Here is a 20,406-nt window from a genome sequence, read left to right as displayed (position 1 = left end):
CGTCATTCCACGGTGACGGATTTCGCCAGGTTGCGCGGCTGGTCCACGTCGGTGCCCTTGGCGATGGCCGTGTGGTACGCCAGCAGCTGCGCCGGGATCGCGTAGAGGATCGGGGCAAGCTGCGACGGCGCCGTCGGCATCGTCAGGACGCGCCAGGTATCGTTGCCCGCGGTCGCCGCGCCATCGGCGTCGGTGACCAGCACGATCCGGCCGTGGCGGGCCATCACCTCCTGCATATTCGACACGGTCTTGTCGAACAGCTCGTCCGTGGGGGCCATGACGATCACCGGCACGCTGTCGTCGATCAGCGCGATGGGACCATGCTTCAGTTCGCCGGACGCGTAGCCCTCGGCGTGGATATAGCTGATCTCCTTGAGCTTGAGCGCGCCTTCCAGGGCCAGCGGGTACATCTGACCGCGTCCCAGGAACAGGATGTCCTCGGCCTCGGACAGCGCGAACGCGGTTTCCCGGATGTCGGGCCCGACGGCGAGGGCCTGATTGATCAGGCCGGGCAGGGCGCGCAGGTCCCGCAGCATCTCGCCGAAGATGGCGGGCTCGATCTGGCCGCGGTCCCTGGCGGCCTTGAGGGCGAGCAGGTGAAGCACTGTCAGCTGGCAGGTGAATGCCTTGGTCGAGGCGACGCCGATCTCGGTCCCCGCGAGGATCGGCAGAGCGATATCGCTTTCGCGCGCGATCGAGCTTTCCGAGACGTTGACCACCGAGGCGATCCGGGCCTTGCCGGCGCAATAGCGCAGGGCAGCCAGCGTATCGGCGGTCTCGCCCGACTGACTGACGAAGACGGCGAGGGTGTTCGGTCCGATCGGCGGCTCGCGGTATCGGAACTCGGACGCGATATCGACCTCGACAGGAAGGCGGGCGATCTTCTCGAACCAGTATTTCGCGGTCTGGCAGGCATAGAAGGCGGTGCCGCAGGCAATCATCACCACGCGGTCGATCCCGGAAAAGTCGATGTCCTGCGGCAGCTTGATCGCGTCTTCCGAGGCGTAATGCGCGATCGCGTCGGCCAGGACGCCGGGCTGCTCGGCGATCTCCTTGGACATCCAGTGCCGGTGGCCGCCCTTTTCCAGCTGGGTCGGGTCGATGGCGATCTGCTTGATCGCGCGGGCGACCTCGTGGCCCTCGCCGTCATGGATGGTGGCGCCCTCGCGCGTGAGGATCGCCATGTCGCCTTCCTCGAGATAGGTGATCCGGTCGGTCATGGGCGCCAGAGCGATCGCGTCCGAGCCGAGATACATCTCGCCATCGCCGTATCCGATGGCCAGCGGCGAGCCGCGTCGTGCGGCGATCATCAGGTCGGGCTCGTTGTCGAACACGAAGGCGAGGGCGAAGGCGCCCGTCAGCCGCGCCATCGTCGCCTCGGCGGCGCGACGCGGCGGGAGGCCGGACTCGAGAAAGCTCTGGGCCAGCAGTGCGACCGTTTCGGTGTCGGTCTGCGTCTCGAAGGCGTAGCCGGCGGCGGCCAGCTCGGTCCTGAGTTCGGCGTAGTTCTCGATGATGCCGTTGTGAACGACGGCGACCGGGCCGGCCTTGTGGGGATGCGCGTTCTCGACCGATGGCGCGCCGTGGGTGGCCCAGCGGGTATGTCCGATGCCTGCCTTGCCCGACAGCGGCTCATGCACGAGCAGGTCGGACAGGTTCACCAGCTTGCCCACCGCCCGGCGACGGTCGAGCTTTCCGTCGCCCCGGACCGTCGCGATCCCGGCGCTGTCGTAGCCGCGGTATTCCAGCCGCTTCAGCGCTTCGAGGATGATCGGCGATACCTCGTGGGTGCCGAGCACCCCGACAATTCCGCACATTATTTCACCTGTTTTGTGGATTTGGCTTTAAGAGATTTCAATCTTTCGAACATCCGGCGCGCCAGGCCGTCCTTGTTGACCTGCCGGGCGCGTCCCAGCGCCAGCGCACCCTCGGGCACGTCGCATGTGATTACCGAGCCGCTGGCGGTCATCGCCTCGTCCCCGATGCTGACCGGCGCAACCAGCATCGTGTCCGAGCCGATGAACGCCCGCTCGCCGATCTCGGTCCGGTGCTTGAATACGCCGTCGTAATTGCAGGTGATGGTGCCCGCGCCGACATTCGTGCCCGCGCCGATGCTGGCATCGCCGATATAGCTGAGGTGGTTCACCTTGGCGCCGTCGCTGATCTGGGCGCTCTTGATCTCGACGAAGTTGCCCACGCGCACGTCGTTCGACAGCTCTGCGCCGGGACGCAGGCGCGCGTAGGGTCCGATCACCGCGCCGTTGCCCACATGGCAGCCCTCGAGATGGCTGAAGGCGCGGATCGTCGCGCCGGATTCGACGGACACGCCGGGGCCGAAGACGACGTTCGGCTCGACCACGCTGTCTCGCCCCACGACCGTGTCGTGCGAAAAGAAGACGGTCTCGGGCGCGGTCAGGGTGACGCCGTCCTCCAGCGCCGCGCTGCGTGCCGCCTGCTGGAACACCGCCTCGGCGCGGACGAGGTCGCCGCGCGTGTTGACGCCCATCGTCTCGGCCTCGGGGCAGGTGACCGCCGTGCAGCTGAGCCCCTTGTCGTTGGCGATGGCGACGATGTCTGTCAGGTAGTACTCGCCGCTTGCATTGTCGTTGCCGACCGCGTCGATCAGGTCGAACAGGGCCTCGGCGTCGGCCATCACCACGCCCGAGTTGCACAGCCCGATCGCGCGTTCTGCCTCGCTCGCGTCCTTGTACTCGACAATCCGTGCCAGCCGGTCGCCCTCCATCACCAGCCGGCCGTAGCGGGCGGGATCGACGGGCTCGAAGCCGAGGACGACGACGGCATGCCCCTCGGCCCGCGCGGCGGCCATGCGCCGCAGGGTCTCGCCGGAGATGAACGGGGTGTCGCCATAGAGCACGACCGCGTCCCCGGTCGCGCCCTCGAGCGCCGGGCGGGCCTGGGCGACGGCGTGGGCGGTGCCCAGCTGCTCGGCCTGTTCGACGACCGTGATCTCGGGATCGAGTTCCGCCGCCGCCTCGCGCACCCGGTCGATTCCGTGCCCGGCGACCAGCACCGTGCGGGCCGGCGACAGCGCGGCACCGGATGCCAGAGCGTGCGCGAAGAGCGGCGCCCCGGCCACCTGGTGCAGGACCTTCGGAAGGTCGGAGTTCATCCGGGTGCCCTGGCCGGCGGCAAGGACGATCAGTGTCGCGGACATCGGCTGCTCTTTCTTTTTGGCTGGTGTCGTTCTAACTGCGATGCGGCGTGCCACAAGTCGGTGCGCGATCAAAGATGGTTACGGCGCGTTTCATCCGTCGGAACGCGTCGGCATCGAAAGGACACCATGCGCACTGTGATCTTCGACCTCGACGGCACGCTCGCCGATACGGGCGCCGACCTGATAGCGGCGGCGAACGGCTGCTTCGGCGAGATCGGCGCGGGGCCGCAGCTCGATCCCGTGGCCGACAAGTCGACCGCGTTCCGCGGCGGCCGCGCGATGCTGCGGCTCGGGTTCGAGCGGCTGGACGAGGCGGATGTCGATGCCGCGGTCGAGGCGCAGTATCCGCGGCTGCTCGAACTCTACGGCGAGAACATCGACACCCACACGGTGCTCTATCCCGGTGTCGCGGCGGCGATCGCGGCCCTGCGAGACGAAGGCTATGCCGTGGCCATCTGCACCAACAAGCCCAGCGGGCTGGCCGAGACGCTGATGACCCGCCTTCGCGCGCGGCACTGGTTCGGCGCGCTGGTCGGGGCGGACACGCTGCCCCTGCGCAAGCCAGACCCCGCGCCTTATTTCGAGGCGGTGCGGCTGGCGGGCGGCGATCCGACGCGGTCGCTGCTGGTGGGCGACACCGTCACCGACCGCGAGACGGCCCGCGCCGCGGGCGTGCCCTCGGTGCTGGTCACGTTCGGCCCAGAAGGCGCCGGCGTCGCCGATCTGGCACCCGAGGCGCTGTTGCCCCATTATGACGAACTGGGCGGCGTGGTGCGCGGTCTGATCGGCTGAGGAGCGGGCATGACCGAACGGTTCGAGGGCAGCTTTACGCAGCAGGAGCCGATTCCCGAGGATGGCATCGACGCCGCGGTCGAGGTGATGCGCCACGGCCGGCTGCACCGCTACAACTCGGCTCCGGGCGAGACGGCGGAGGTCGCCCGGCTGGAGGTGGAGTTCGCCGCCTATACTGGGGCGCGCTACTGCCTTGCCGTCGCCTCGGGCGGGTCCGCGCTGGCGACGGCGCTGCGGGCGGTGGGCGTCGGCGGCGGCGAGCCGGTCCTGTCGAACGCCTTCACGCTGGCGCCCGTGCCCGGCGCGATCCAGAGCGTCGGCGGGCATCCCGTCTTCGTCGGCGTGACCCGCGGACTGACTCTGGACCTCGACGACCTATCGGCGAAGATCGCGTCGAGCGGCGCGGGGGTGCTGCTACTGTCGCACATGCGCGGGCATGTCTGCGACATGGAGGCGCTGATGCGGATCTGCGATGCCGCTGGCGTCACGGTTATCGAGGATTGCGCGCATACCATGGGCGCGCGCTGGAACGGAGTGCCGTCGGGCCGGCACGGGGCGCTGGGGTGCTACTCGACCCAGACCTACAAGCACATGAACTCGGGCGAGGGGGGGCTGATCGTCGGGGACGATCCCGACGTGATGGCGCGGGCGATCCTGCTGTCGGGCAGCTACATGCTGTTCGACCGGCACGCCGCCGCGCCGCCGCCCGCCCATTTCGAAACGCAACATCCCGACATCCCCAACGTCTCGGGCCGGATGGACAACCTGCGCGCGGCAATCCTTCGGCCGCAACTGCGGGCGCTGGACCGGAACTGTGCCGCGTGGACGGCCCGGTATCGCGTGGTCGAGGCGGGCCTGGCCGAAACGCCGGGCCTGACGCTGATCGACCGCCCGGCGCCGGAGGCGTTCGTCGGGTCGTCCTTCCAGTTCCTGCTGGAGGATTGGTCGCCAGAGGCGGTGCGGGACGTGGTCGAGCGCTGCGCCGCCCGCGGGGTCGAGCTGAAATGGTTCGGGGCCGAGGCGCCGGCGGCCTTCACCTCGCGCTACGTGCACTGGCGCTACGCCGCGCCCGAGCCGATGCCCGAGACGGACCGTGTCCTGGCCGGGCTGCTCGACATGCGGCTGCCGCTGACGTTCGACGAAAGGGATTGCGCGCAGATCGCCCGCATCATCCGCGCCGAGGTCGGCGCGGTCTGGCAGGGCCGGGCGGCCGCGGAATAGCCGCCCGGCGCCGGGATCAGAAGTCGTACTGCACCGAGGCCTGCACGCGGTCGGCGTCGTAGCTGTCGCCGTCGAACTCGGTGCGTTCGCCGGTGATGTACTCGACGCCCATCGTGACCTGCTCCACCGGGGTGTAGGTGGCGGTGAGGTGGATCGTTTCGATCTCTTCGGTGTCGTTCACGGCGCCGTCCCCGATCTCACGGTAACCATAGGCCGCCGAAAGCGTGATTTTGTCGGTCACTTCCTGCCGGACCTGCAGCGACACCGCGTCGGTCTCGACGGCGTTGCCGTCGTAGACGTCGTCGGTCGGGAACACCATGTAGCTGCCGATGCCCTCGCCGTGGATGTAGTTGCCGACGAAGGTGCCGCCCTGCCACAGGCCCGCGACGCCGGACAGGACCACGCCGTAGCCGTCCTCGTCGTCGATCGAGCGCGACACGGCGCCGAGCCGGACCGAGTTGCTGTCGTTGAACGAATACTGCCCTGCGGCCGTGACGGCGAAGCGGTCGGACTCGTCGTTCGGATCGTCCTCGAGCGAGAAGGAGGCCTCGAGCGCGTCGGTGGGATTGAACGTGTAGCGAACTTGCGCTTCACGCGCGAAGGGGATGCCCGCCGGTCCCTGGAAATCCAGCGTGAGCGGGTAGGAATCGAGCGGCATCCAGTTGGTCCAGTTCTTGCCTGCCTGCAGGCCCATGAACTCGCCGTAGGCAAGGCGCAGGCGGAACTCGCCGCCGCCGCCGCCGTAGAAGTCGCCCTCGATGGTGGTCTTGATGTCGCCCATCTCGGTCGGCAGCGTGGTGTTCACGCCCAGGCGGCTTTCGTATGCGATGGCGTTCTGGAAATCGCCTTCCTCGGGACCGTTCGGCAGACCGACCGAGCCCAGCGAGAAGATCGTGTTGCCCAGGTCGTAGTCCTGATCGAAGAACAGGTCGGCCTTGGCGTAGCCGTAAATCTCGACGCTCATGCCGCCCGGCATGTCCAGCGTCGGGCCCGAGCTCTGCTGCTGGGATTCAAGTTCGGCGACCCGCTGTTCGAGCGCGGCGATCCGGGCCTGCGGGTCTGCGGTCTGCGCTGCGCCGACGGCCGGCAGCAGAACGGCCAGCGCACCGCCGGCAAGCGCGGTGCGCGCGACTAGATTACTCTTCATGAAAAACTCCGCTGTAGGACTTCGGTCGGTCCGTGCGTGACGAACCTGTCGGTCCAAAGGTGGGACCTGCGGCCGGTTCCGGGGCGCATGTCGCTTTTCGACCAGAGACCGGGCGAAACCGACCTTTTCGTGTGCTTGATGCAACACCGCTCTTGCCAAGTCGTGCCGCGGTTGCGAGCGTCACGGGATGCCGCGCCGCGGCATGGCCCTGCGATCCAACGGAGGCGCGATGATCCGACTGCACCATTGCCACGAGACGCGCTCGATGCGGGTTCTCTGGCTGCTCAATGAACTCGGGGTCGATTACGGCCTGCAGGTTCATCCCTTCGACAAGACGCTGCGGAGCGCGGATTACCTGGCGTTGAATCCGGCGGGGCGGGTGCCCGCGCTGGAAATGAACGGCGACATCATCTGGGAATCGGGCGCGATCATCGAGGTGCTGTGCGAGACGTTCCAGGACACCGGACTCGGCCGTCTTCCCGGAGACATCGAGCGCGCCGACTGGCTGGTCTGGCTGCACTTCGCCGAGACGATCAGCCAGCATTCCGCCGCGCTGACGCAGCAGCACGTGATGCTCTACGAGGACACGATGCGCAGCCCGATCGTAATGCAGCTTGAGGCGAAGCGCGTGCAGAAGTGTTTCGGCGCGATCGAGGGACGGCTTTCGACGCCGGTGGAGAATCGTGACTACCTGCTGACCAGCGGATTCTCGGCCGTGGACATCGCGGTGGGGCAGGCGGTCTACATGGCCCGCCACTTCGCCACGTTCGAGGGCTTTCCTCAGGTTGCGGAATGGTACGAGCGGATCACCGACCGGCCCGCATTCCAGGCGGCACTGCCGCCCGAGGGCGCGGACCGGCTGTACGCGCAGCAATTCTACCCCGCGTGGGAGATGGCCTGACCAGCTGCGACGATACGTCGGGCGGCGTGAGGGGCCTGTCTGTCAGGGATTTGAGCGACTGCGCTCCGCACGTTCGGTTGACCCCCTCTTGGACCGGGTCTAAACCGAACCCAACTCGGTCACGGGGCGTTGCCCCATGAAAGGAGCCTTCCCGTGGAAGACCTGATGCAAGATTACGCGCCGATCCTGATTTTCCTGGGGCTCGCCGTTGCTCTCGGGCTGATCCTGATCGGTGCCGCCGCCGTTCTGGCCGTACGGAACCCCGACCCCGAAAAGGTCAGCGCCTACGAATGCGGCTTCAACGCCTTCGATGACGCCCGGATGAAGTTCGACGTGCGCTTCTATCTCGTGTCGATCCTGTTCATCATCTTCGACCTCGAGATCGCGTTCCTCTTCCCTTGGGCCGTGGCGTTCAAGGATATCGGCCATGTCGGATTCTGGTCGATGATGGTCTTCCTCGGCGTCCTCACGGTGGGCTTCGCCTACGAATGGAAGAAAGGAGCCCTCGAATGGGAGTGAGCACCGCTGCCAACACGGCGGGCGTCGATCGCGACGTCACCACGCAGAAACTCAACACCGAGCTGCAGGACAAGGGCTTCCTGCTGACCTCGACCGAGGACATCATCAACTGGGCGCGTACCGGGTCGCTGCACTGGATGACGTTCGGTCTGGCCTGCTGCGCGGTCGAGATGATGCACACCTCGATGCCGCGCTACGACGCCGAGCGGTTCGGCGTCGCGCCGCGGGCCTCTCCGCGCCAGTCCGACTGCATGATCGTTGCCGGCACGCTGACCAACAAGATGGCGCCCGCCCTGCGCAAGGTCTACGACCAGATGCCCGAGCCACGCTACACCATCTCGATGGGCAGCTGCGCCAATGGCGGCGGCTACTATCACTACAGCTACAGCGTCGTGCGCGGCTGCGACCGGGTGATCCCGATCGACATCTACGTGCCGGGCTGCCCGCCGTCGGCCGAGGCGCTGCTCTATGGCATCCTGCAGCTGCAACGTAAGATCCGCCGGACGGGGACGATCACGCGATGAGCGAGGCACTGAACGAACTCGGCGAACACATCGAGGCGAAGCGCCCCGACTGCGTTCTGAACTGGCACATCACCCATGGCGAGCTGACGCTGACCATCGCGCCGTCGTCGCTGGTGTCGCTGGTGGACTTCCTCAAGACCGACCGCACGTGCCGGTTCTCGACGCTGGTGGACATCACCGCCGTCGACTTCCCCCAGCGCGAGGCCCGGTTCGAGGTCGTCTACCACTTCCTGTCGATGTACCAGAACCATCGCATCCGCCTGAAGCTGGGCGCGCGGGAAGAGGACATGCTGCCCTCGATCACCAATGTGTTCCCGGCGGCCAACTGGTTCGAGCGCGAGGTCTTCGACATGTACGGGCTGCTCTTCACCGGGCATCCCGACCTGCGGCGCATCCTGACGGACTATGGCTTCCGCGGGTATCCGCTGCGCAAGGACTTCCCGACCACCGGCTACACCGAGGTGCGCTACGACGAAGAGGTCAAGCGCGTGATCTACGAGCCGGTCAAGCTGGTGCAGGAGTATCGCCAGTTCGACTTCATGTCGCCGTGGGAAGGCGCGGATTACGTCCTGCCCGGCGACGAGAAGAGCACGGAAGGTGCAAAGTGATGATCGGCGGCGGCAACGGGGTGCTCTGGTATCTGGTGCTCACGGCGCTGCTCGTGATCCCGTTCTGGAAGATTCTGCCCCGTTACGGCATCGCGGCTCCGTTCGCGCTGTTCGCCGTGCTGCCCGTCGGCGCGATCATCCTGCTGTGGATCATCGCGTTCCGCGACAAGTTCTCGGATCGCGCGGGGGTGTGATGGCGGCGCCAACCCTCATGTTCTGCGTCGGCGCGACCAAGGCGGGGACCTCGTGGCTCTACGAGGAACTCGCAGGGCATCCCGAATGTCATCTGCGGTCGATCAAGGAACTGCATTACTTCGATGCGCTCGAGTCCGGCCGGCGCGATGTCGAGGCGCGGCAGCATGGCGAGACGATCGACACTCTCACGCAGCGCTGGTGGACCGCCCCGGTCGAGCGGCGCCCGCGGCTGGAAGAGCGTATTGCCGACCGCCGCGCCTACCGCGACGTGCTGACCGCGGACGAGGGCGATGTCAGCGGCTACCTTGACTACCTCCAAGCCGGGCGGGGCGAGGCTGCCTTGGTGGGCGACGTGACGCCGGCCTATGCGCTGCTTCCGACCGAGCGGCTTTCGGCGATGGCACGGCTTCTGCCGGACGTGCGCTTCGTCTACCTGCTGCGCGACCCCGTCGCACGTCTGTGGAGCCATGTGCGCATGATCGCCCGCCGGCGCAGCCCCGAACCCACGGCCGAGCCCGAGCGTACCGCGCGTATCCTGAACCGCACGCTGCGCGGCGAAGAACGCGAAATCGAGATTCGGGGCGACTATGCCGGCGCCCTGGGGCGTCTCGACGCTGCCATCGCGCCCGAGCGGCTGCTGGTGATGTTCTACGAAGAGCTGATCGCGCCGGGCGGTTTGCCGCGCCTGTGCCGTTTCCTCGGCATATCCGCGCGCGAGGGCGACACCGCCCGCCGGGTGCACGAGGGCGAGAAGATCGAGCTGAAGCCGGGCCAGCGCAGACGAGCGCGGGCTTGGCTGCAACCGCAATACGAGCATGTCCAAAAGGTGATGGGTCGGCTGCCCGACGCCTGGCTGGACGTCACGGCGCCGTCCCTGCGCGGCGCGACTGGATGAGGGTCTGACCATGGATGGACAGAAATTCGGCGACGTCGAAACCGGCGAACAGAAGATCCGCAACTTCAACATCAACTTCGGGCCGCAGCACCCCGCCGCGCACGGCGTGCTCCGGCTAGTGCTGGAGCTTGACGGCGAGATCGTGGACCGCGTCGACCCGCATATCGGCCTTCTCCACCGCGGCACAGAAAAACTGATGGAGAGCAGGACCTACCTGCAGAACCTGCCGTATTTCGACCGGCTCGACTATGTTGCGCCGATGAACCAGGAGCACGCGTGGTGCCTGGCGATCGAGCGGCTGACCGGCACCGAGGTGCCGCGCCGGGCGCAGCTGATCCGCGTGCTCTATAGCGAGATCGGCCGCATCCTGAACCACCTGCTGAACGTCACGACGCAGGCGATGGACGTGGGCGCGCTGACCCCGCCGCTCTGGGGCTTCGAAGAGCGCGAGAAGCTGATGATCTTCTACGAGCGGGCCTGCGGCGCGCGGCTTCACGCGGCGTATTTCCGTCCCGGCGGCGTCCACCAGGATCTGCCGCCCAAGCTGATCGAGGACATCGACGAGTGGGCGGACGCGTTTCCCCCCGTGCTCGACGACATCGACGGTCTGCTGACCGAGAACCGAATTTTCAAGCAGCGCAACGCCAACATCGCCGTCGTGAACGAGCAGGACATCCAGGACTGGGGCTTCTCCGGCGTGATGGTGCGGGGCTCGGGCCTGGCCTGGGATCTGCGGCGCGCGCAGCCCTACGAGTGCTACGACGAGTTCGACTTCAAGATCCCGGTCGGCAAGAACGGGGACTGCTACGACCGCTACCTCGTCCGCATGGCCGAGATGCGGGAATCGGTGCGCATCGTGAAGCAGGCCTGCGAGAAACTGCGCAACGAGCCGGGCCCGGTGATGGCGCGCGGCAAGATCGCCCCGCCCACGCGCGGCGACATGAAGACCTCGATGGAAGCGCTGATCCATCACTTCAAGCTTTATACCGAGGGCTTCCACGTCCCCGAGGGCGAGATCTACGCCGCGGTCGAGGCGCCCAAGGGCGAGTTCGGCGTGTATCTCGTGGCCGATGGCACGAACCGTCCCTATCGCGCCAAGATCCGCGCGCCGGGATACCTTCATCTGCAGGCGATGGACCATCTGACCAAGGGCCACCAGCTGGCCGACGTCGCCGCGATCATCGGCACGCTCGACATCGTTTTCGGCGAAGTCGACCGCTGAGAAAGGGCGGGCGCCGGTGCGCCCGGTCTTTCCGCCCCACTTTCCGGCCATCTCGCATGGCCCAATAGGACCCGGACAGGATAACGACACATGCTACGTCGTCTTCACCACGACCAGCCCGAGAGCTTCGCCTTCACGCCCGCCAACCTGGAATGGGCGATGGCGCAGATCACCAAGTATCCCGAAGGCCGCCAGGCGAGCGCCGTGATCCCGCTTCTGTGGCGCGCGCAGGAGCAGGAGGGCTGGATCAGCCGCAAGGCGATCGAATACATCGCCGAGATGCTGGGCATGGCCGATATCCGGGTGCTCGAAGTGGCGACCTTCTACTTCATGTTCCAGCTGCACCCCGTGGGCAGCATCGCGCATGTCCAGGTCTGCGGCACCACATCCTGCATGATCTGCGGCGCCGAGGACCTCATGGCCGTTTGCAAGGAGAGGATCGCGCAGAACCAGTTCGAGATCTCCGACGACGGCAAGTTTACCTGGGAAGAAGTCGAGTGCCTTGGTGCCTGCGCGAACGCGCCGATGGCGATGATCGGCAAGGATTACTACGAGGATCTGACGCAGGAGCGTTTCGCCGAGATCCTCGACGAGATGGCCGCCGGCAAGGTGCCGACGCCGGGCCCGCAGCAGGGCCGCTTCGCGAGCGAGCCGGCGGGCGGGCTGACATCGCTGCAGGTGGATGACGACAAGCGCCAGCCGCACAACGCCAGCATCGACCTCGCCAAGTCGATCGGCGACACGGTCAAGCGCATCGACGGCACCGAGGTGCCGCTGCTCAAGCCGTGGCGCCCGGCCGGCGCGGCCGGCAAGCAGCCCGCGATCGAGCGCGGCGACAACCTGACTCGTACGCCCGATTCCGGCCAGACGCCGGGGCCGCAGCCCGCCGAGCACACTGCGCCGGACGCCACCGGGACGACCAAGCAGGAAGCGCCCGTCGACCAGAAGGGACGCCCCGCCGAGGGCGCGCCTGCCGCCGCAGCCTCCGCGACATCGCGCGCGGGTGAAACCGGGGCCGCGTCGGACCTGCCGGACGAGGACACGCGACAGCCCGAGGGGCTGGACAAGCCGCGGGACGGAAAGGGCGACGACCTGACCCGGATCAAGGGAATCGGTCCCAAGCTGGCCGAGCAGCTGAACGGCCGCGGCATCTACCATTTCGACCAGATCGCCGGCTGGAACGAGGCCGAGCTGGCCTGGGTCGACCGTAACATCGAAGGTTTCAAGGGACGGGCCGTCCGGGACGACTGGGTCGGCCAGGCACGCGGCCTGAACTCGGACGGGGAGACAGACACCTGATTTCACGCTACAACCTGACGTGGGGGCAGCTCTGGGTGGCCCTTTACGACAGGGAGAGTGAAGGTATGTCGAAACAAACGCAGGGGTCTCTGGCCGCAGTCGGCGGCATTTCCGCCGGCATCTGGCTTGTCGCTTTCGTGGCGTTGATGGTGGTTGGCGGGTTCGCCTTCTCACCGGCACTGTTTCTGGCCTTGGCGGTCGCGGCCGTGGCCGCCGTGGTCCTGTTCCGGGGCTTCCACCGCGGACCGGGACATCGTGCGCATGGCGAGACGCCCGCGCCGGTCGCGGAACGGACCTCGGACCATCTGCGCTCGCCCGGCGATGCGCCGAGCGCCGAGGAGGCGCGGGCCGGCCATCCCGACGCGAGCGGACCGCAGGGCGGCGTGAAAACCGGCACCGTCCTTCCGGGCGAGGAAGAACTGGCGGATCGCAAGGGCGAGTGGCGCTACGAGTCGCATGGCGGGGCCGCGGCCTCGGGGCCGAGCCGGGACGCGGTGGACGCGGCGGGCGAGGGCACGAAGCCGCCGACGTTGAACGCCCCGCGCGAGGGGGGAGCGGACGACCTGAAGGAGATCAAGGGCGTCGGTCCCAAGCTGGAGGAGATGTTGCACGGCATGGGCCTGTACCATTTCGACCAGATCGCGGCGTGGGGACCGGCCGAGGTCGCCTGGGTCGACCAGAACCTCGAGGGGTTCAAGGGGCGGGTCAGCCGGGACGACTGGGTCGCGCAGGCCAAGGTGCTCGCCGGTGGCGGAGAGACGGAGTTTTCCAAGCGGGTCGACAAGGGCGACGTCTACTGACCGTGACGATAGGTCGGCTCGCCTCCGGCGCAAATCTGCGCTAGGACCGTCCCGCGATAGAGGATCGAACGGGGGCCCATGGCCGACGACGAAGACATGATCCTGGCCCGCCGCGCCAAACTCGTGGCGTTGGTGATGGTCGGAACCATGTTTGCCTGGATCGGGCTGAACTGGCTTGGAACCGGCCTCGGCTGGCCGGCGCGCTGGCTCTTTTTGTTCGATCTCGCCGCCTTGGCGGCTTTCGTGTGGTCGCTTGCGGTGACATATCAGATCTGGCGCAGGCGCCGGGACAAGCAGGACGGATAGAACGATGCTCAAGGACGAAGACCGGATTTTCACCAATCTCTACGGCATGCACGACCGGTCGCTCGCCGGAGCGAAGGCGCGCGGGCAGTGGGACGGCACGGCCGACATCATCAAGAAGGGTCGCGACTGGGTCGTCGAGCAGGTCAAGGAAAGCGGCTTGCGCGGACGCGGCGGCGCCGGCTTCCCCACCGGCATGAAGTGGTCCTTCATGCCGAAGGAAAGCGACGGACGCCCGGCCTACCTGGTGGTGAACGCCGACGAATCCGAGCCGGGCACCTGCAAGGACCGCGAGATCATGCGGCACGAGCCGCACACGCTGATCGAGGGGTGCCTGATCGCCTCGTTCGCGATGAACGCCCATGCCTGCTACATCTATATCCGCGGCGAATACATCCGCGAGCGTGAGGCGCTGCAGGCCGCGATCGACGCCGCCTACGAGGACGGTCTGCTGGGCGCGAACGCCGCCGGCTCGGGCTGGGATTTCGACCTGTTCCTGGTCCACGGCGCCGGCGCCTATATCTGCGGCGAGGAGACGGCGCTGCTGGAAAGCCTCGAGGGTAAGAAGGGGATGCCGCGGATGAAGCCGCCGTTCCCCGCCGGCGCGGGCCTCTACGGTTGCCCGACCACAGTGAACAACGTCGAATCCATCGCCGTCGTGCCGACCATCCTGCGGCGCGGGTCCGACTGGTTCTCCAGCATGGGGCGGGCGAACAATGCCGGGACAAAGATCTTCGCCGTCTCGGGCCACGTGAACAATCCCTGCGTGGTCGAGGAAGAGATGTCGATCTCGTTCGAGGAACTGATCGACCGTCATTGCGGCGGTATCCGCGGCGGTTGGGACAATCTCAAGGCCGTGATTCCCGGCGGGTCGTCGGTGCCGCTGCTGCCGGGCTCGATCATGAAAGACGGCATCATGGACTTCGACTGGCTCAAGGAGAACCGGTCGGGCCTGGGTACCGCGGCGGTGATCGTGATGGATCAGTCCACCGACATCATCAAGGCGATCTGGCGCCTGTCCAAGTTCTACAAGCACGAGAGCTGCGGACAGTGCACGCCGTGCCGCGAAGGCGCGGGCTGGATGATGCGCGTGATGGACCGTCTCGTCACAGGCGAGGCGGCTCCGGAAGAGATCGACATGCTGCTGGACGTGACCAAGCAGGTCGAGGGGCACACGATTTGCGCGCTCGGCGATGCCGCGGCCTGGCCGATCCAGGGCCTGATCCGTCACTTCCGCGACGAGATCGAGGACCGCATCAAGCACAAGCGCGGGGCGCCGATCGCCGCCGAGTGATGCGCCGCGCCGTTCTGACGCGCCCGCCGCCGGGAAACCGTGCGGCGGGCGTTGTCGTTTGTAGGCTCTCCCCTTCGGCGCGCGGCACGCGGGCCCACAGCCACAGGAGCTCGCCTTGCGCGTCAAAGACCGCCTCGTTTTCGTCGGACTGATCTGGATTTGCGTATATCCGGGCGTCCTACTGTTTTCCTATGCCTTCGAGTGGCTTGGTATCGATGTGTCGCTCTGGCTCAAGATCCTGTTCTCGACGCTGTTCACCGTGCCGACGATCTCTGTCGTCGTGCTGCCGATGATCGAACGGGTGGTCGCGCGGATGCGTCACGAGAGCGTGGCCGAGCTCAAGATCGACCAGGCGCGTGCGGTCGGTGCAACGGATGCGCGGATCGTTCGGGACGCGGCGGGCTGAACGCGCCGGTCAGGATTGGCCGCGGCGGCCGGATGGGTTAAGGACGGTCCGAACCCGTACGGCCCGAAGGTGTGCAACATGCTGCGAATGGCGGTTTTCCTGGTCCTGATCGCGTCCCTCGCCGGATGCGGCATCCGTTCGCGCGTGTTGGGCACGCGGGCAGAGGCCGAGCGCGCCTTGCCGTTCAGCACCAGCCTGTCGCGCGGCGAAGATCAGCGCGACTTTTCCGTGACGGCCTACCGCGCCGCCGGAAACGAGCTTGCCGCGGTACGCGAATCGCTGCGCTACGGTGGCGTCAGCTACTGCATCAAGCGCTATGGCGGGCCTGACGTTGACTGGGCAAACGATCCGGCGACCGGAGACTGGGACGTCCGGAGCGACGGGCGGAACCTGACCGTGGCGGGGCGCTGCACCTTCCGTTGAGGCGGCTCGCGGTCGCGTGACTTGTCACGGGGGCGCGGGATGGCGATATCGGTGCCGGGATGTGCCGCCCATTGACGCAGGAGTTCCGCATGACACGCCCCATCGCCGCGCTCGCCCTTGTCGTCGGACTGAGCAACCCGGCCATCGCCCAGGCGCTGCCGCCGCTGGAAGAGGACCCGACCGTGGTGTCGGGATTCTACGCGATCGGTCTCGCCGACGAGGTACGCAAGAACTGCGACGACATCTCGCCGCGCTGGATCCGGGCGGTAACGTTCCTGAACTCTCTGAAGAACTACGCCGAGCGCAAGGGATACAGCTCGGCCGACATCAAGGCGCTGCGCAACAACGACGCCGCCGAGGACGCGTTGCGCTACCGCATCCGCGCCGATCTGGCCGCGCGGGGCGCCACGCCGGACAATCCCGAGGGCTATTGCGCGGTTGGCCGCGCCGAAATTGCTGCCGAAACGCAGGCCGGACGGCTGCTCTCGGCGCATTAAGGTCCGGGTCGAGCCGATTTGAGGCGTCCGGCCCCTTGGGCCTCGGCGCGGCTGGTGCTAGATAATCCGCGACAGGACGGATGCCCATGGTCCGAACGGGTGTTGCGGCGCAGCGCGACCTGCGCCAAGACCGATGCCGGGCCGGCGCTCACGCGGTGTCCGTGCCGAGCAGGAGAGACCGGACATGACCGACACCCGCACAATCAACATCGACGGCAAGGATATCGACGTCGATCCCGCCATTACGCTGATCCAGGCGTGCGAGCTTGCCGGGGTGGAGATCCCCCGGTTCTGCTACCACGAGCGCCTGTCGATCGCCGGCAATTGCCGGATGTGCCTGGTCGAGGTCGTCGGCGGCCCGCCGAAGCCCGCCGCCTCCTGCGCGATGCAGGTCCGCGACCTGCGCCCCGGCAAGGACGGTGAGCCGCCGCAGGTCAAGACGAACTCGCCGATGGTCAAGAAGGCGCGCGAAGGGGTGATGGAGTTCCTGCTCATCAACCATCCGCTCGACTGCCCGATCTGCGACCAGGGCGGGGAATGCGATCTGCAGGATCAGGCGATGGCCTATGGCGTCGACTTCTCGCGCTATCGCGAGCCCAAGCGCGCCGTGGCGAACGTCGATCTCGGCCCGCTCGTCGGCACGCACATGACGCGCTGCATCTCGTGCACGCGCTGCGTCCGCTTCATCACCGAGGTCGCGGGCATGCCGGAGCTCGGCCAGACCGGCCGGGGGGAGGATGCCGAGATCACCTCGTATCTGGGCCAGACGCTCGATTCCGAGATGCAGGGCAACATCGTCGATCTGTGCCCGGTGGGCGCGCTGACGTCCAAGCCCTATGCCTTCACCGCGCGGCCCTGGGAGCTGACCAAGACCGAGACGATCGACGTGATGGATGGCATGGGCGCCGCGATCCGCGTCGACACCAAGGGTCGCGAGGTGATGCGGATCCTGCCGCGCAACCATGACGGCATCAACGAGGAATGGCTGTCGGACCGTTCGCGCTATGTCTGGGACGGGCTCGGGCGCCAGCGTCTCGACCGGCCCTATGTCCGCAAGGATGGCAAGCTGAAGCCTGCGACGTGGCCCGAGGCGCTCGCCGCGGCGGCCGAAGCGATGAAGGACAAGACCGTCGCCGGCCTGATCGGCGACCTTGCCCCGGCCGAGGCGACCTTTGCCCTGAAGCAGCTGGTCGAGGGGCAGGGCGGCCGCGTGGAATGCCGCACCGACGGCGCGGCGCTGCCCGCGGGCAACCGCTCGGGCTATGTCGGGACGGCGTCGATCGAGGACATCGATCATGCACGAAACATCCTGATGATCGGAACCAACCCGCGCGCCGAGGCGCCGGTGCTGAACTCGCGTGTCCGCAAGGCATGGCTCTATGGTGCGGACGTCACCCTGGTGGGCGAGCCGGTCGACCTGACCTACGGCTACATCCATGCGGGCGCCGCGATGTCCGACCTGGGCGACACGCCACTGACCAAGGGCACCGAAGAGGCGCCGTCGATGGTCATCGTCGGCCAGGGCGCGCTGCAGGGGAAAGGCGGCGCGGCACGTCTGTCGCGGGCGATGAAGATCGCCGAGGACGCCAATGCCGGCCTTCTGATCCTGCACACCGCGGCCGGCCGCGTGGGCGCGATGGATGTCGGCGCCGTGACCGAGGGCGGCATGACCAAAGCACTCGACGGGGCGGATACGGTCTTTGCCCTGGGCGTGGACGAGGTCGACATTCCGCAGGGCCCGTTCGTGATCTACCAGGGCAGCCACGGCGACCGCGGGGCGCACCGCGCCGACGTGATCCTGCCTGCCGCCGCCTATACCGAAGAGCAGGGGCTTTTCGTGAACATGGAAGGCCGCCCGCAGATCGCGATGCGCGCCTGCTTCGCGCCCGGCGAGGCCAAGGAGAACTGGGCGATCCTGCGCGCGCTGTCGGCCGAGGTGGACGCCACGCTGCCCTATGACAGCCTCGCTCAGTTGCGCCAGGCGATGGTGGCCGAGGTTCCCCATCTCAAGAAGGTCGAGCGCGTGGTCGAGAACACGCTCGAGCCGGTCTCCGACGCCGGGACCGACGGGCTCGATCAGCCGCTCACGACCCACGTGAAGGCGCACTATCTCGCCAACCCGATCATGCGGTCGAGCGAGGTCATGGCCGAGCTCAGCGCGATGGCCAAGGATCGCGCCGCGGAGAAGATCGCGGCCGAGTGAGACGATGGGGCGCGGGACCGCGGTACTGGTATTGATGGCCGGAGTCGCGGCCTGCGCCGAAACGACACCCCCTGCCGAGGCGCCGGCGCCCGAGTATCTCGGCGTGCAGACACGGCTCCTGGGCGGGGATCTGGTCAATTTCCTCGTCGAGATGCGCGGAGCGTCCTCCGCAGGCGACGTGACGGCCTATGCCGACTGCGCCGCGGCGCAGTATGCGCGGATCCGCGACTATGGATTTGCACGACGCGTTCGAACGAATCTCGACGAAGAGGGTGGCCTTTGGCGGGGAGATGCGGTTTACACGGTCTCGCCAGCGCTGCCCGAGGGGACACGCACCATCGATGCCGATGTGGTGGTCGCCGCCTGTAGGGAAGACGGAATACCGACGGTGTGAGGATGCATGGCTGATTTCTTTTCCACGGCGCCCGGAATCGCGCTGATCATCGCTGCCCAGTGCGGGATGGTGATCACCTTCGTGATGGTGTCGCTGCTGTTCATGGTCTACGGCGACCGCAAGATCTGGGCCGCTGTCCAGATGCGCCGCGGCCCCAACGTGGTGGGCGTATTCGGCCTGCTCCAGACCGTCGCCGACGCGTTGAAATATGTCGTCAAGGAGATCGTCATCCCCGCCGGGTCGGACCGCACGGTCTTCCTGCTGGCGCCGCTGATGTCGTTCGTCCTGGCGATGGTGGCCTGGGCGGTGATTCCGTTCAACGACACCTGGGTGCTGGCGGACCTCAACGTCGCCATCCTCTACGTCTTTGCGATCTCGTCGCTCGAGGTCTACGGCGTGATCATGGGGGGCTGGGCGTCGAACTCGAAATACCCGTTCCTCGGCTCGCTCCGGTCCGCCGCTCAGATGATCTCGTACGAGGTCTCGATCGGACTGATCATCATCGGCGTCATAATCACGACCGGCAGCCTGAACTTCGGCGAGATCGTCCGCGCGCAGGACGGCAACCTGGGCCTGTTCAACTGGTACTGGCTGCCGCACTTCCCGATGGTGTTCCTGTTCTTCATCTCGGCGCTGGCCGAGACGAACCGCCCGCCCTTCGACCTGCCCGAGGCCGAGTCGGAGCTCGTCGCGGGCTACCAGGTGGAATATTCCTCGACGCCGTTCCTTCTGTTCATGGCGGGCGAGTACATCGCGATCTTCCTTATGTGCGCGCTGACCTCGCTGCTGTTCTTCGGCGGCTGGCTGTCGCCCATTCCGGGCCTGCCCGACGGCGCGCTGTGGATGGTCGGCAAGATGGCGATCTTCTTCTTCCTCTTCGCGATGGTGAAGGCGATCGTCCCGCGCTATCGCTACGACCAGCTGATGCGGCTGGGCTGGAAGGTGTTCCTTCCGTTCAGCCTGGCCTGGGTGGTGCTGGTGTCATTCTTTGCCCAGTACGGCCTGTTCGGCGGCGCCTATGCCCGCTGGGCCGTGGGCGGCTGAGATGACCGCCAGCGGCGCACCCGACGAAACCTACGGAGGCTGAAAATGGCATCCATCGACTATACCCGCGCCAGCCGGTACTTCCTGCTGCAGGACTTCTTCAAGGGTCTCAAGCTGGGCTTCAAATACTTCTTCGCGCCCAAGGCGACGCTCAACTACCCGCACGAGAAGGGGCCGCTCAGCCCGCGGTTCCGCGGCGAGCACGCGCTGCGGCGCTATCCCAACGGCGAAGAGCGGTGTATCGCATGCAAGCTGTGCGAGGCGATCTGCCCCGCGCAGGCGATCACCATCGACGCCGAGCCGCGCACCGACGGCAGCCGCCGCACGACGCGCTACGACATCGACATGACGAAATGCATCTATTGCGGTTTCTGCCAGGAGGCGTGCCCGGTGGATGCCATCGTCGAGGGACCGAACTTCGAGTTCGCGACCGAGACGCGGGAAGAGCTCTTCTACAACAAGGAGAAGCTGCTCGAGAACGGCGAACGCTGGGAAGCCGAGATCGCCCGCAATCTGGAAATCGACGCGCCGTACCGTTAAGGGG

General features: G+C 67.0%; 23 protein-coding genes. 20 read left to right on the top strand and 3 right to left on the bottom strand.

Features of this window, described 5'->3' with window-relative positions:
- Nucleotides 1–2 precede the first annotated feature (2 nt).
- Both glmS and glmU read right to left on the bottom strand, forming a co-directional pair.
- A complete protein-coding gene (gene glmS, locus BMZ25_RS02230) occupies nucleotides 3–1,817 on the bottom strand; it encodes a glutamine--fructose-6-phosphate transaminase (isomerizing) (RefSeq protein WP_092687703.1) in 1,815 nt (604 codons plus the stop codon).
- The gene (gene glmU, locus BMZ25_RS02225) at nucleotides 1,817–3,175 is read right to left on the bottom strand and encodes a bifunctional UDP-N-acetylglucosamine diphosphorylase/glucosamine-1-phosphate N-acetyltransferase GlmU (RefSeq protein WP_092687700.1); all 1,359 of its coding nucleotides are present in this window, start codon (nucleotides 3,173–3,175) and stop codon (nucleotides 1,817–1,819) included. The genes glmS and glmU overlap by 1 nt, the downstream gene beginning before the upstream one ends.
- 126 nt (nucleotides 3,176–3,301) lie before the next feature.
- Here glmU and BMZ25_RS02220 point away from each other — a divergent pair, with 126 nt between their 5' ends.
- Both BMZ25_RS02220 and BMZ25_RS02215 read left to right on the top strand, forming a co-directional pair.
- The gene (locus tag BMZ25_RS02220) at nucleotides 3,302–3,967 is read left to right on the top strand and encodes an HAD-IA family hydrolase (protein ID WP_092687697.1); all 666 of its coding nucleotides are present in this window, start codon (nucleotides 3,302–3,304) and stop codon (nucleotides 3,965–3,967) included.
- A gap of 9 nt (nucleotides 3,968–3,976) precedes the next feature.
- Nucleotides 3,977–5,188: a DegT/DnrJ/EryC1/StrS family aminotransferase gene (locus BMZ25_RS02215; RefSeq protein WP_092687694.1), complete on the top strand. Its 1,212-nt coding sequence runs from the start codon at nucleotides 3,977–3,979 to the stop codon at nucleotides 5,186–5,188.
- Between the two features lie 16 nt (nucleotides 5,189–5,204).
- On the opposite strand, the gene BMZ25_RS02210 is transcribed toward BMZ25_RS02215, so the two are convergent.
- Entirely contained in the window at nucleotides 5,205–6,335 is a 1,131-nt protein-coding gene (locus BMZ25_RS02210) for a DcaP family trimeric outer membrane transporter (protein ID WP_092687691.1), read from the bottom strand.
- A gap of 229 nt (nucleotides 6,336–6,564) precedes the next feature.
- Between BMZ25_RS02210 and BMZ25_RS02205 the strand changes: the two genes are divergently transcribed.
- The 18 genes from BMZ25_RS02205 (at nucleotide 6,565) to nuoI (ending at nucleotide 20,402) form a co-directional block, all read left to right on the top strand.
- Nucleotides 6,565–7,236: a glutathione S-transferase family protein gene (locus BMZ25_RS02205; protein WP_092687689.1), complete on the top strand. Its 672-nt coding sequence runs from the start codon at nucleotides 6,565–6,567 to the stop codon at nucleotides 7,234–7,236.
- 165 nt (nucleotides 7,237–7,401) lie between these two features.
- Nucleotides 7,402–7,755: an NADH-quinone oxidoreductase subunit A gene (locus tag BMZ25_RS02200; RefSeq protein ID WP_408033420.1), complete on the top strand. Its 354-nt coding sequence runs from the start codon at nucleotides 7,402–7,404 to the stop codon at nucleotides 7,753–7,755.
- Nucleotides 7,746–8,279, top strand: coding sequence for a NuoB/complex I 20 kDa subunit family protein (locus BMZ25_RS02195; RefSeq protein ID WP_092687684.1), 534 nt, complete (start codon nucleotides 7,746–7,748; stop codon nucleotides 8,277–8,279). Before BMZ25_RS02200 ends, BMZ25_RS02195 begins: the two co-directional genes overlap by 10 nt.
- On the top strand, nucleotides 8,276–8,887 hold the full coding sequence (locus BMZ25_RS02190; protein WP_092687681.1) for an NADH-quinone oxidoreductase subunit C: 612 nt from the start codon (nucleotides 8,276–8,278) through the stop codon (nucleotides 8,885–8,887). Before BMZ25_RS02195 ends, BMZ25_RS02190 begins: the two co-directional genes overlap by 4 nt.
- Complete coding sequence (locus BMZ25_RS02185) at nucleotides 8,887–9,081, top strand: hypothetical protein (protein ID WP_092687678.1); 195 nt, start codon at nucleotides 8,887–8,889, stop codon at nucleotides 9,079–9,081. Before BMZ25_RS02190 ends, BMZ25_RS02185 begins: the two co-directional genes overlap by 1 nt.
- A complete protein-coding gene (locus BMZ25_RS02180; protein ID WP_092687675.1) occupies nucleotides 9,081–9,977 on the top strand; it encodes a sulfotransferase family protein in 897 nt (298 codons plus the stop codon). The genes BMZ25_RS02185 and BMZ25_RS02180 overlap by 1 nt, the downstream gene beginning before the upstream one ends.
- Before the next feature lie 10 nt (nucleotides 9,978–9,987).
- The gene (locus tag BMZ25_RS02175; protein ID WP_092687672.1) at nucleotides 9,988–11,199 is read left to right on the top strand and encodes an NADH-quinone oxidoreductase subunit D; all 1,212 of its coding nucleotides are present in this window, start codon (nucleotides 9,988–9,990) and stop codon (nucleotides 11,197–11,199) included.
- A 90-nt stretch (nucleotides 11,200–11,289) separates the two neighbouring features.
- On the top strand, nucleotides 11,290–12,498 hold the full coding sequence (locus BMZ25_RS02170; RefSeq protein WP_092687669.1) for an NADH-quinone oxidoreductase subunit E: 1,209 nt from the start codon (nucleotides 11,290–11,292) through the stop codon (nucleotides 12,496–12,498).
- Nucleotides 12,499–12,563: 65 nt separating this feature from the next.
- The gene (locus tag BMZ25_RS21095) at nucleotides 12,564–13,298 is read left to right on the top strand and encodes an endonuclease (RefSeq protein ID WP_235859753.1); all 735 of its coding nucleotides are present in this window, start codon (nucleotides 12,564–12,566) and stop codon (nucleotides 13,296–13,298) included.
- Between the two features lie 78 nt (nucleotides 13,299–13,376).
- On the top strand, nucleotides 13,377–13,604 hold the full coding sequence (locus BMZ25_RS02160) for a DUF5337 domain-containing protein (RefSeq protein ID WP_092687666.1): 228 nt from the start codon (nucleotides 13,377–13,379) through the stop codon (nucleotides 13,602–13,604).
- A gap of 4 nt (nucleotides 13,605–13,608) precedes the next feature.
- Nucleotides 13,609–14,895 (top strand): NADH-quinone oxidoreductase subunit NuoF, encoded by a 1,287-nt coding sequence (gene nuoF / locus BMZ25_RS02155; RefSeq protein WP_092687664.1) that lies wholly within the window; start codon nucleotides 13,609–13,611, stop codon nucleotides 14,893–14,895.
- 115 nt (nucleotides 14,896–15,010) lie between these two features.
- Nucleotides 15,011–15,301: a putative antibiotic biosynthesis monooxygenase gene (locus tag BMZ25_RS02150; RefSeq protein ID WP_092687661.1), complete on the top strand. Its 291-nt coding sequence runs from the start codon at nucleotides 15,011–15,013 to the stop codon at nucleotides 15,299–15,301.
- A 78-nt stretch (nucleotides 15,302–15,379) separates the two neighbouring features.
- A complete protein-coding gene (locus BMZ25_RS02145; RefSeq protein ID WP_092687658.1) occupies nucleotides 15,380–15,724 on the top strand; it encodes a hypothetical protein in 345 nt (114 codons plus the stop codon).
- An 89-nt stretch (nucleotides 15,725–15,813) separates the two neighbouring features.
- Nucleotides 15,814–16,221, top strand: a complete 408-nt coding sequence (locus BMZ25_RS02140) for a DUF5333 domain-containing protein (RefSeq protein ID WP_092687655.1) — start codon at nucleotides 15,814–15,816, stop codon at nucleotides 16,219–16,221.
- Between the two features lie 184 nt (nucleotides 16,222–16,405).
- On the top strand, nucleotides 16,406–18,424 hold the full coding sequence (gene nuoG / locus BMZ25_RS02135) for an NADH-quinone oxidoreductase subunit NuoG (RefSeq protein ID WP_092687652.1): 2,019 nt from the start codon (nucleotides 16,406–16,408) through the stop codon (nucleotides 18,422–18,424).
- A gap of 4 nt (nucleotides 18,425–18,428) precedes the next feature.
- Nucleotides 18,429–18,818 carry a hypothetical protein gene (locus tag BMZ25_RS02130; RefSeq protein WP_177190363.1) on the top strand — a complete coding sequence of 130 codons (390 nt, stop codon included), beginning with the start codon at nucleotides 18,429–18,431 and terminating at the stop codon, nucleotides 18,816–18,818.
- Nucleotides 18,819–18,824: 6 nt separating this feature from the next.
- Nucleotides 18,825–19,862 carry an NADH-quinone oxidoreductase subunit NuoH gene (gene nuoH / locus BMZ25_RS02125; protein WP_092687646.1) on the top strand — a complete coding sequence of 346 codons (1,038 nt, stop codon included), beginning with the start codon at nucleotides 18,825–18,827 and terminating at the stop codon, nucleotides 19,860–19,862.
- Between the two features lie 45 nt (nucleotides 19,863–19,907).
- Complete coding sequence (gene nuoI, locus BMZ25_RS02120) at nucleotides 19,908–20,402, top strand: NADH-quinone oxidoreductase subunit NuoI (protein ID WP_092687643.1); 495 nt, start codon at nucleotides 19,908–19,910, stop codon at nucleotides 20,400–20,402.
- Nucleotides 20,403–20,406 lie beyond the last annotated feature (4 nt).

Origin of the sequence: Tranquillimonas rosea (assembly GCF_900111315.1) — a bacterium.
Classification (GTDB): domain Bacteria; phylum Pseudomonadota; class Alphaproteobacteria; order Rhodobacterales; family Rhodobacteraceae; genus Tranquillimonas; species Tranquillimonas rosea.
This window is presented reverse-complemented; position numbering and strand designations above follow the sequence as displayed.

Coding starts and splice junctions, on each gene's coding strand:
- BMZ25_RS02145 (WP_092687658.1), top strand. CDS start 15,380: ATGCTGCGAATGGCGGTTTTCCTGGTCCTGATCGCGTCCCTCGCCGGA.
- glmU (WP_092687700.1), bottom strand. CDS start 3,175: ATGTCCGCGACACTGATCGTCCTTGCCGCCGGCCAGGGCACCCGGATG.
- nuoF (WP_092687664.1), top strand. CDS start 13,609: ATGCTCAAGGACGAAGACCGGATTTTCACCAATCTCTACGGCATGCAC.
- BMZ25_RS02200 (WP_408033420.1), top strand. CDS start 7,402: ATGCAAGATTACGCGCCGATCCTGATTTTCCTGGGGCTCGCCGTTGCT.
- BMZ25_RS02205 (WP_092687689.1), top strand. CDS start 6,565: ATGATCCGACTGCACCATTGCCACGAGACGCGCTCGATGCGGGTTCTC.
- BMZ25_RS02180 (WP_092687675.1), top strand. CDS start 9,081: ATGGCGGCGCCAACCCTCATGTTCTGCGTCGGCGCGACCAAGGCGGGG.
- nuoH (WP_092687646.1), top strand. CDS start 18,825: ATGGCTGATTTCTTTTCCACGGCGCCCGGAATCGCGCTGATCATCGCT.
- BMZ25_RS02175 (WP_092687672.1), top strand. CDS start 9,988: ATGGATGGACAGAAATTCGGCGACGTCGAAACCGGCGAACAGAAGATC.
- BMZ25_RS02220 (WP_092687697.1), top strand. CDS start 3,302: ATGCGCACTGTGATCTTCGACCTCGACGGCACGCTCGCCGATACGGGC.
- glmS (WP_092687703.1), bottom strand. CDS start 1,817: ATGTGCGGAATTGTCGGGGTGCTCGGCACCCACGAGGTATCGCCGATC.
- BMZ25_RS02185 (WP_092687678.1), top strand. CDS start 8,887: ATGATCGGCGGCGGCAACGGGGTGCTCTGGTATCTGGTGCTCACGGCG.
- nuoG (WP_092687652.1), top strand. CDS start 16,406: ATGACCGACACCCGCACAATCAACATCGACGGCAAGGATATCGACGTC.
- BMZ25_RS02130 (WP_177190363.1), top strand. CDS start 18,429: ATGGGGCGCGGGACCGCGGTACTGGTATTGATGGCCGGAGTCGCGGCC.
- BMZ25_RS02210 (WP_092687691.1), bottom strand. CDS start 6,335: ATGAAGAGTAATCTAGTCGCGCGCACCGCGCTTGCCGGCGGTGCGCTG.
- BMZ25_RS02140 (WP_092687655.1), top strand. CDS start 15,814: ATGACACGCCCCATCGCCGCGCTCGCCCTTGTCGTCGGACTGAGCAAC.
- BMZ25_RS02195 (WP_092687684.1), top strand. CDS start 7,746: ATGGGAGTGAGCACCGCTGCCAACACGGCGGGCGTCGATCGCGACGTC.
- BMZ25_RS21095 (WP_235859753.1), top strand. CDS start 12,564: ATGTCGAAACAAACGCAGGGGTCTCTGGCCGCAGTCGGCGGCATTTCC.
- BMZ25_RS02215 (WP_092687694.1), top strand. CDS start 3,977: ATGACCGAACGGTTCGAGGGCAGCTTTACGCAGCAGGAGCCGATTCCC.
- BMZ25_RS02190 (WP_092687681.1), top strand. CDS start 8,276: ATGAGCGAGGCACTGAACGAACTCGGCGAACACATCGAGGCGAAGCGC.
- nuoI (WP_092687643.1), top strand. CDS start 19,908: ATGGCATCCATCGACTATACCCGCGCCAGCCGGTACTTCCTGCTGCAG.
- BMZ25_RS02170 (WP_092687669.1), top strand. CDS start 11,290: ATGCTACGTCGTCTTCACCACGACCAGCCCGAGAGCTTCGCCTTCACG.
- BMZ25_RS02160 (WP_092687666.1), top strand. CDS start 13,377: ATGGCCGACGACGAAGACATGATCCTGGCCCGCCGCGCCAAACTCGTG.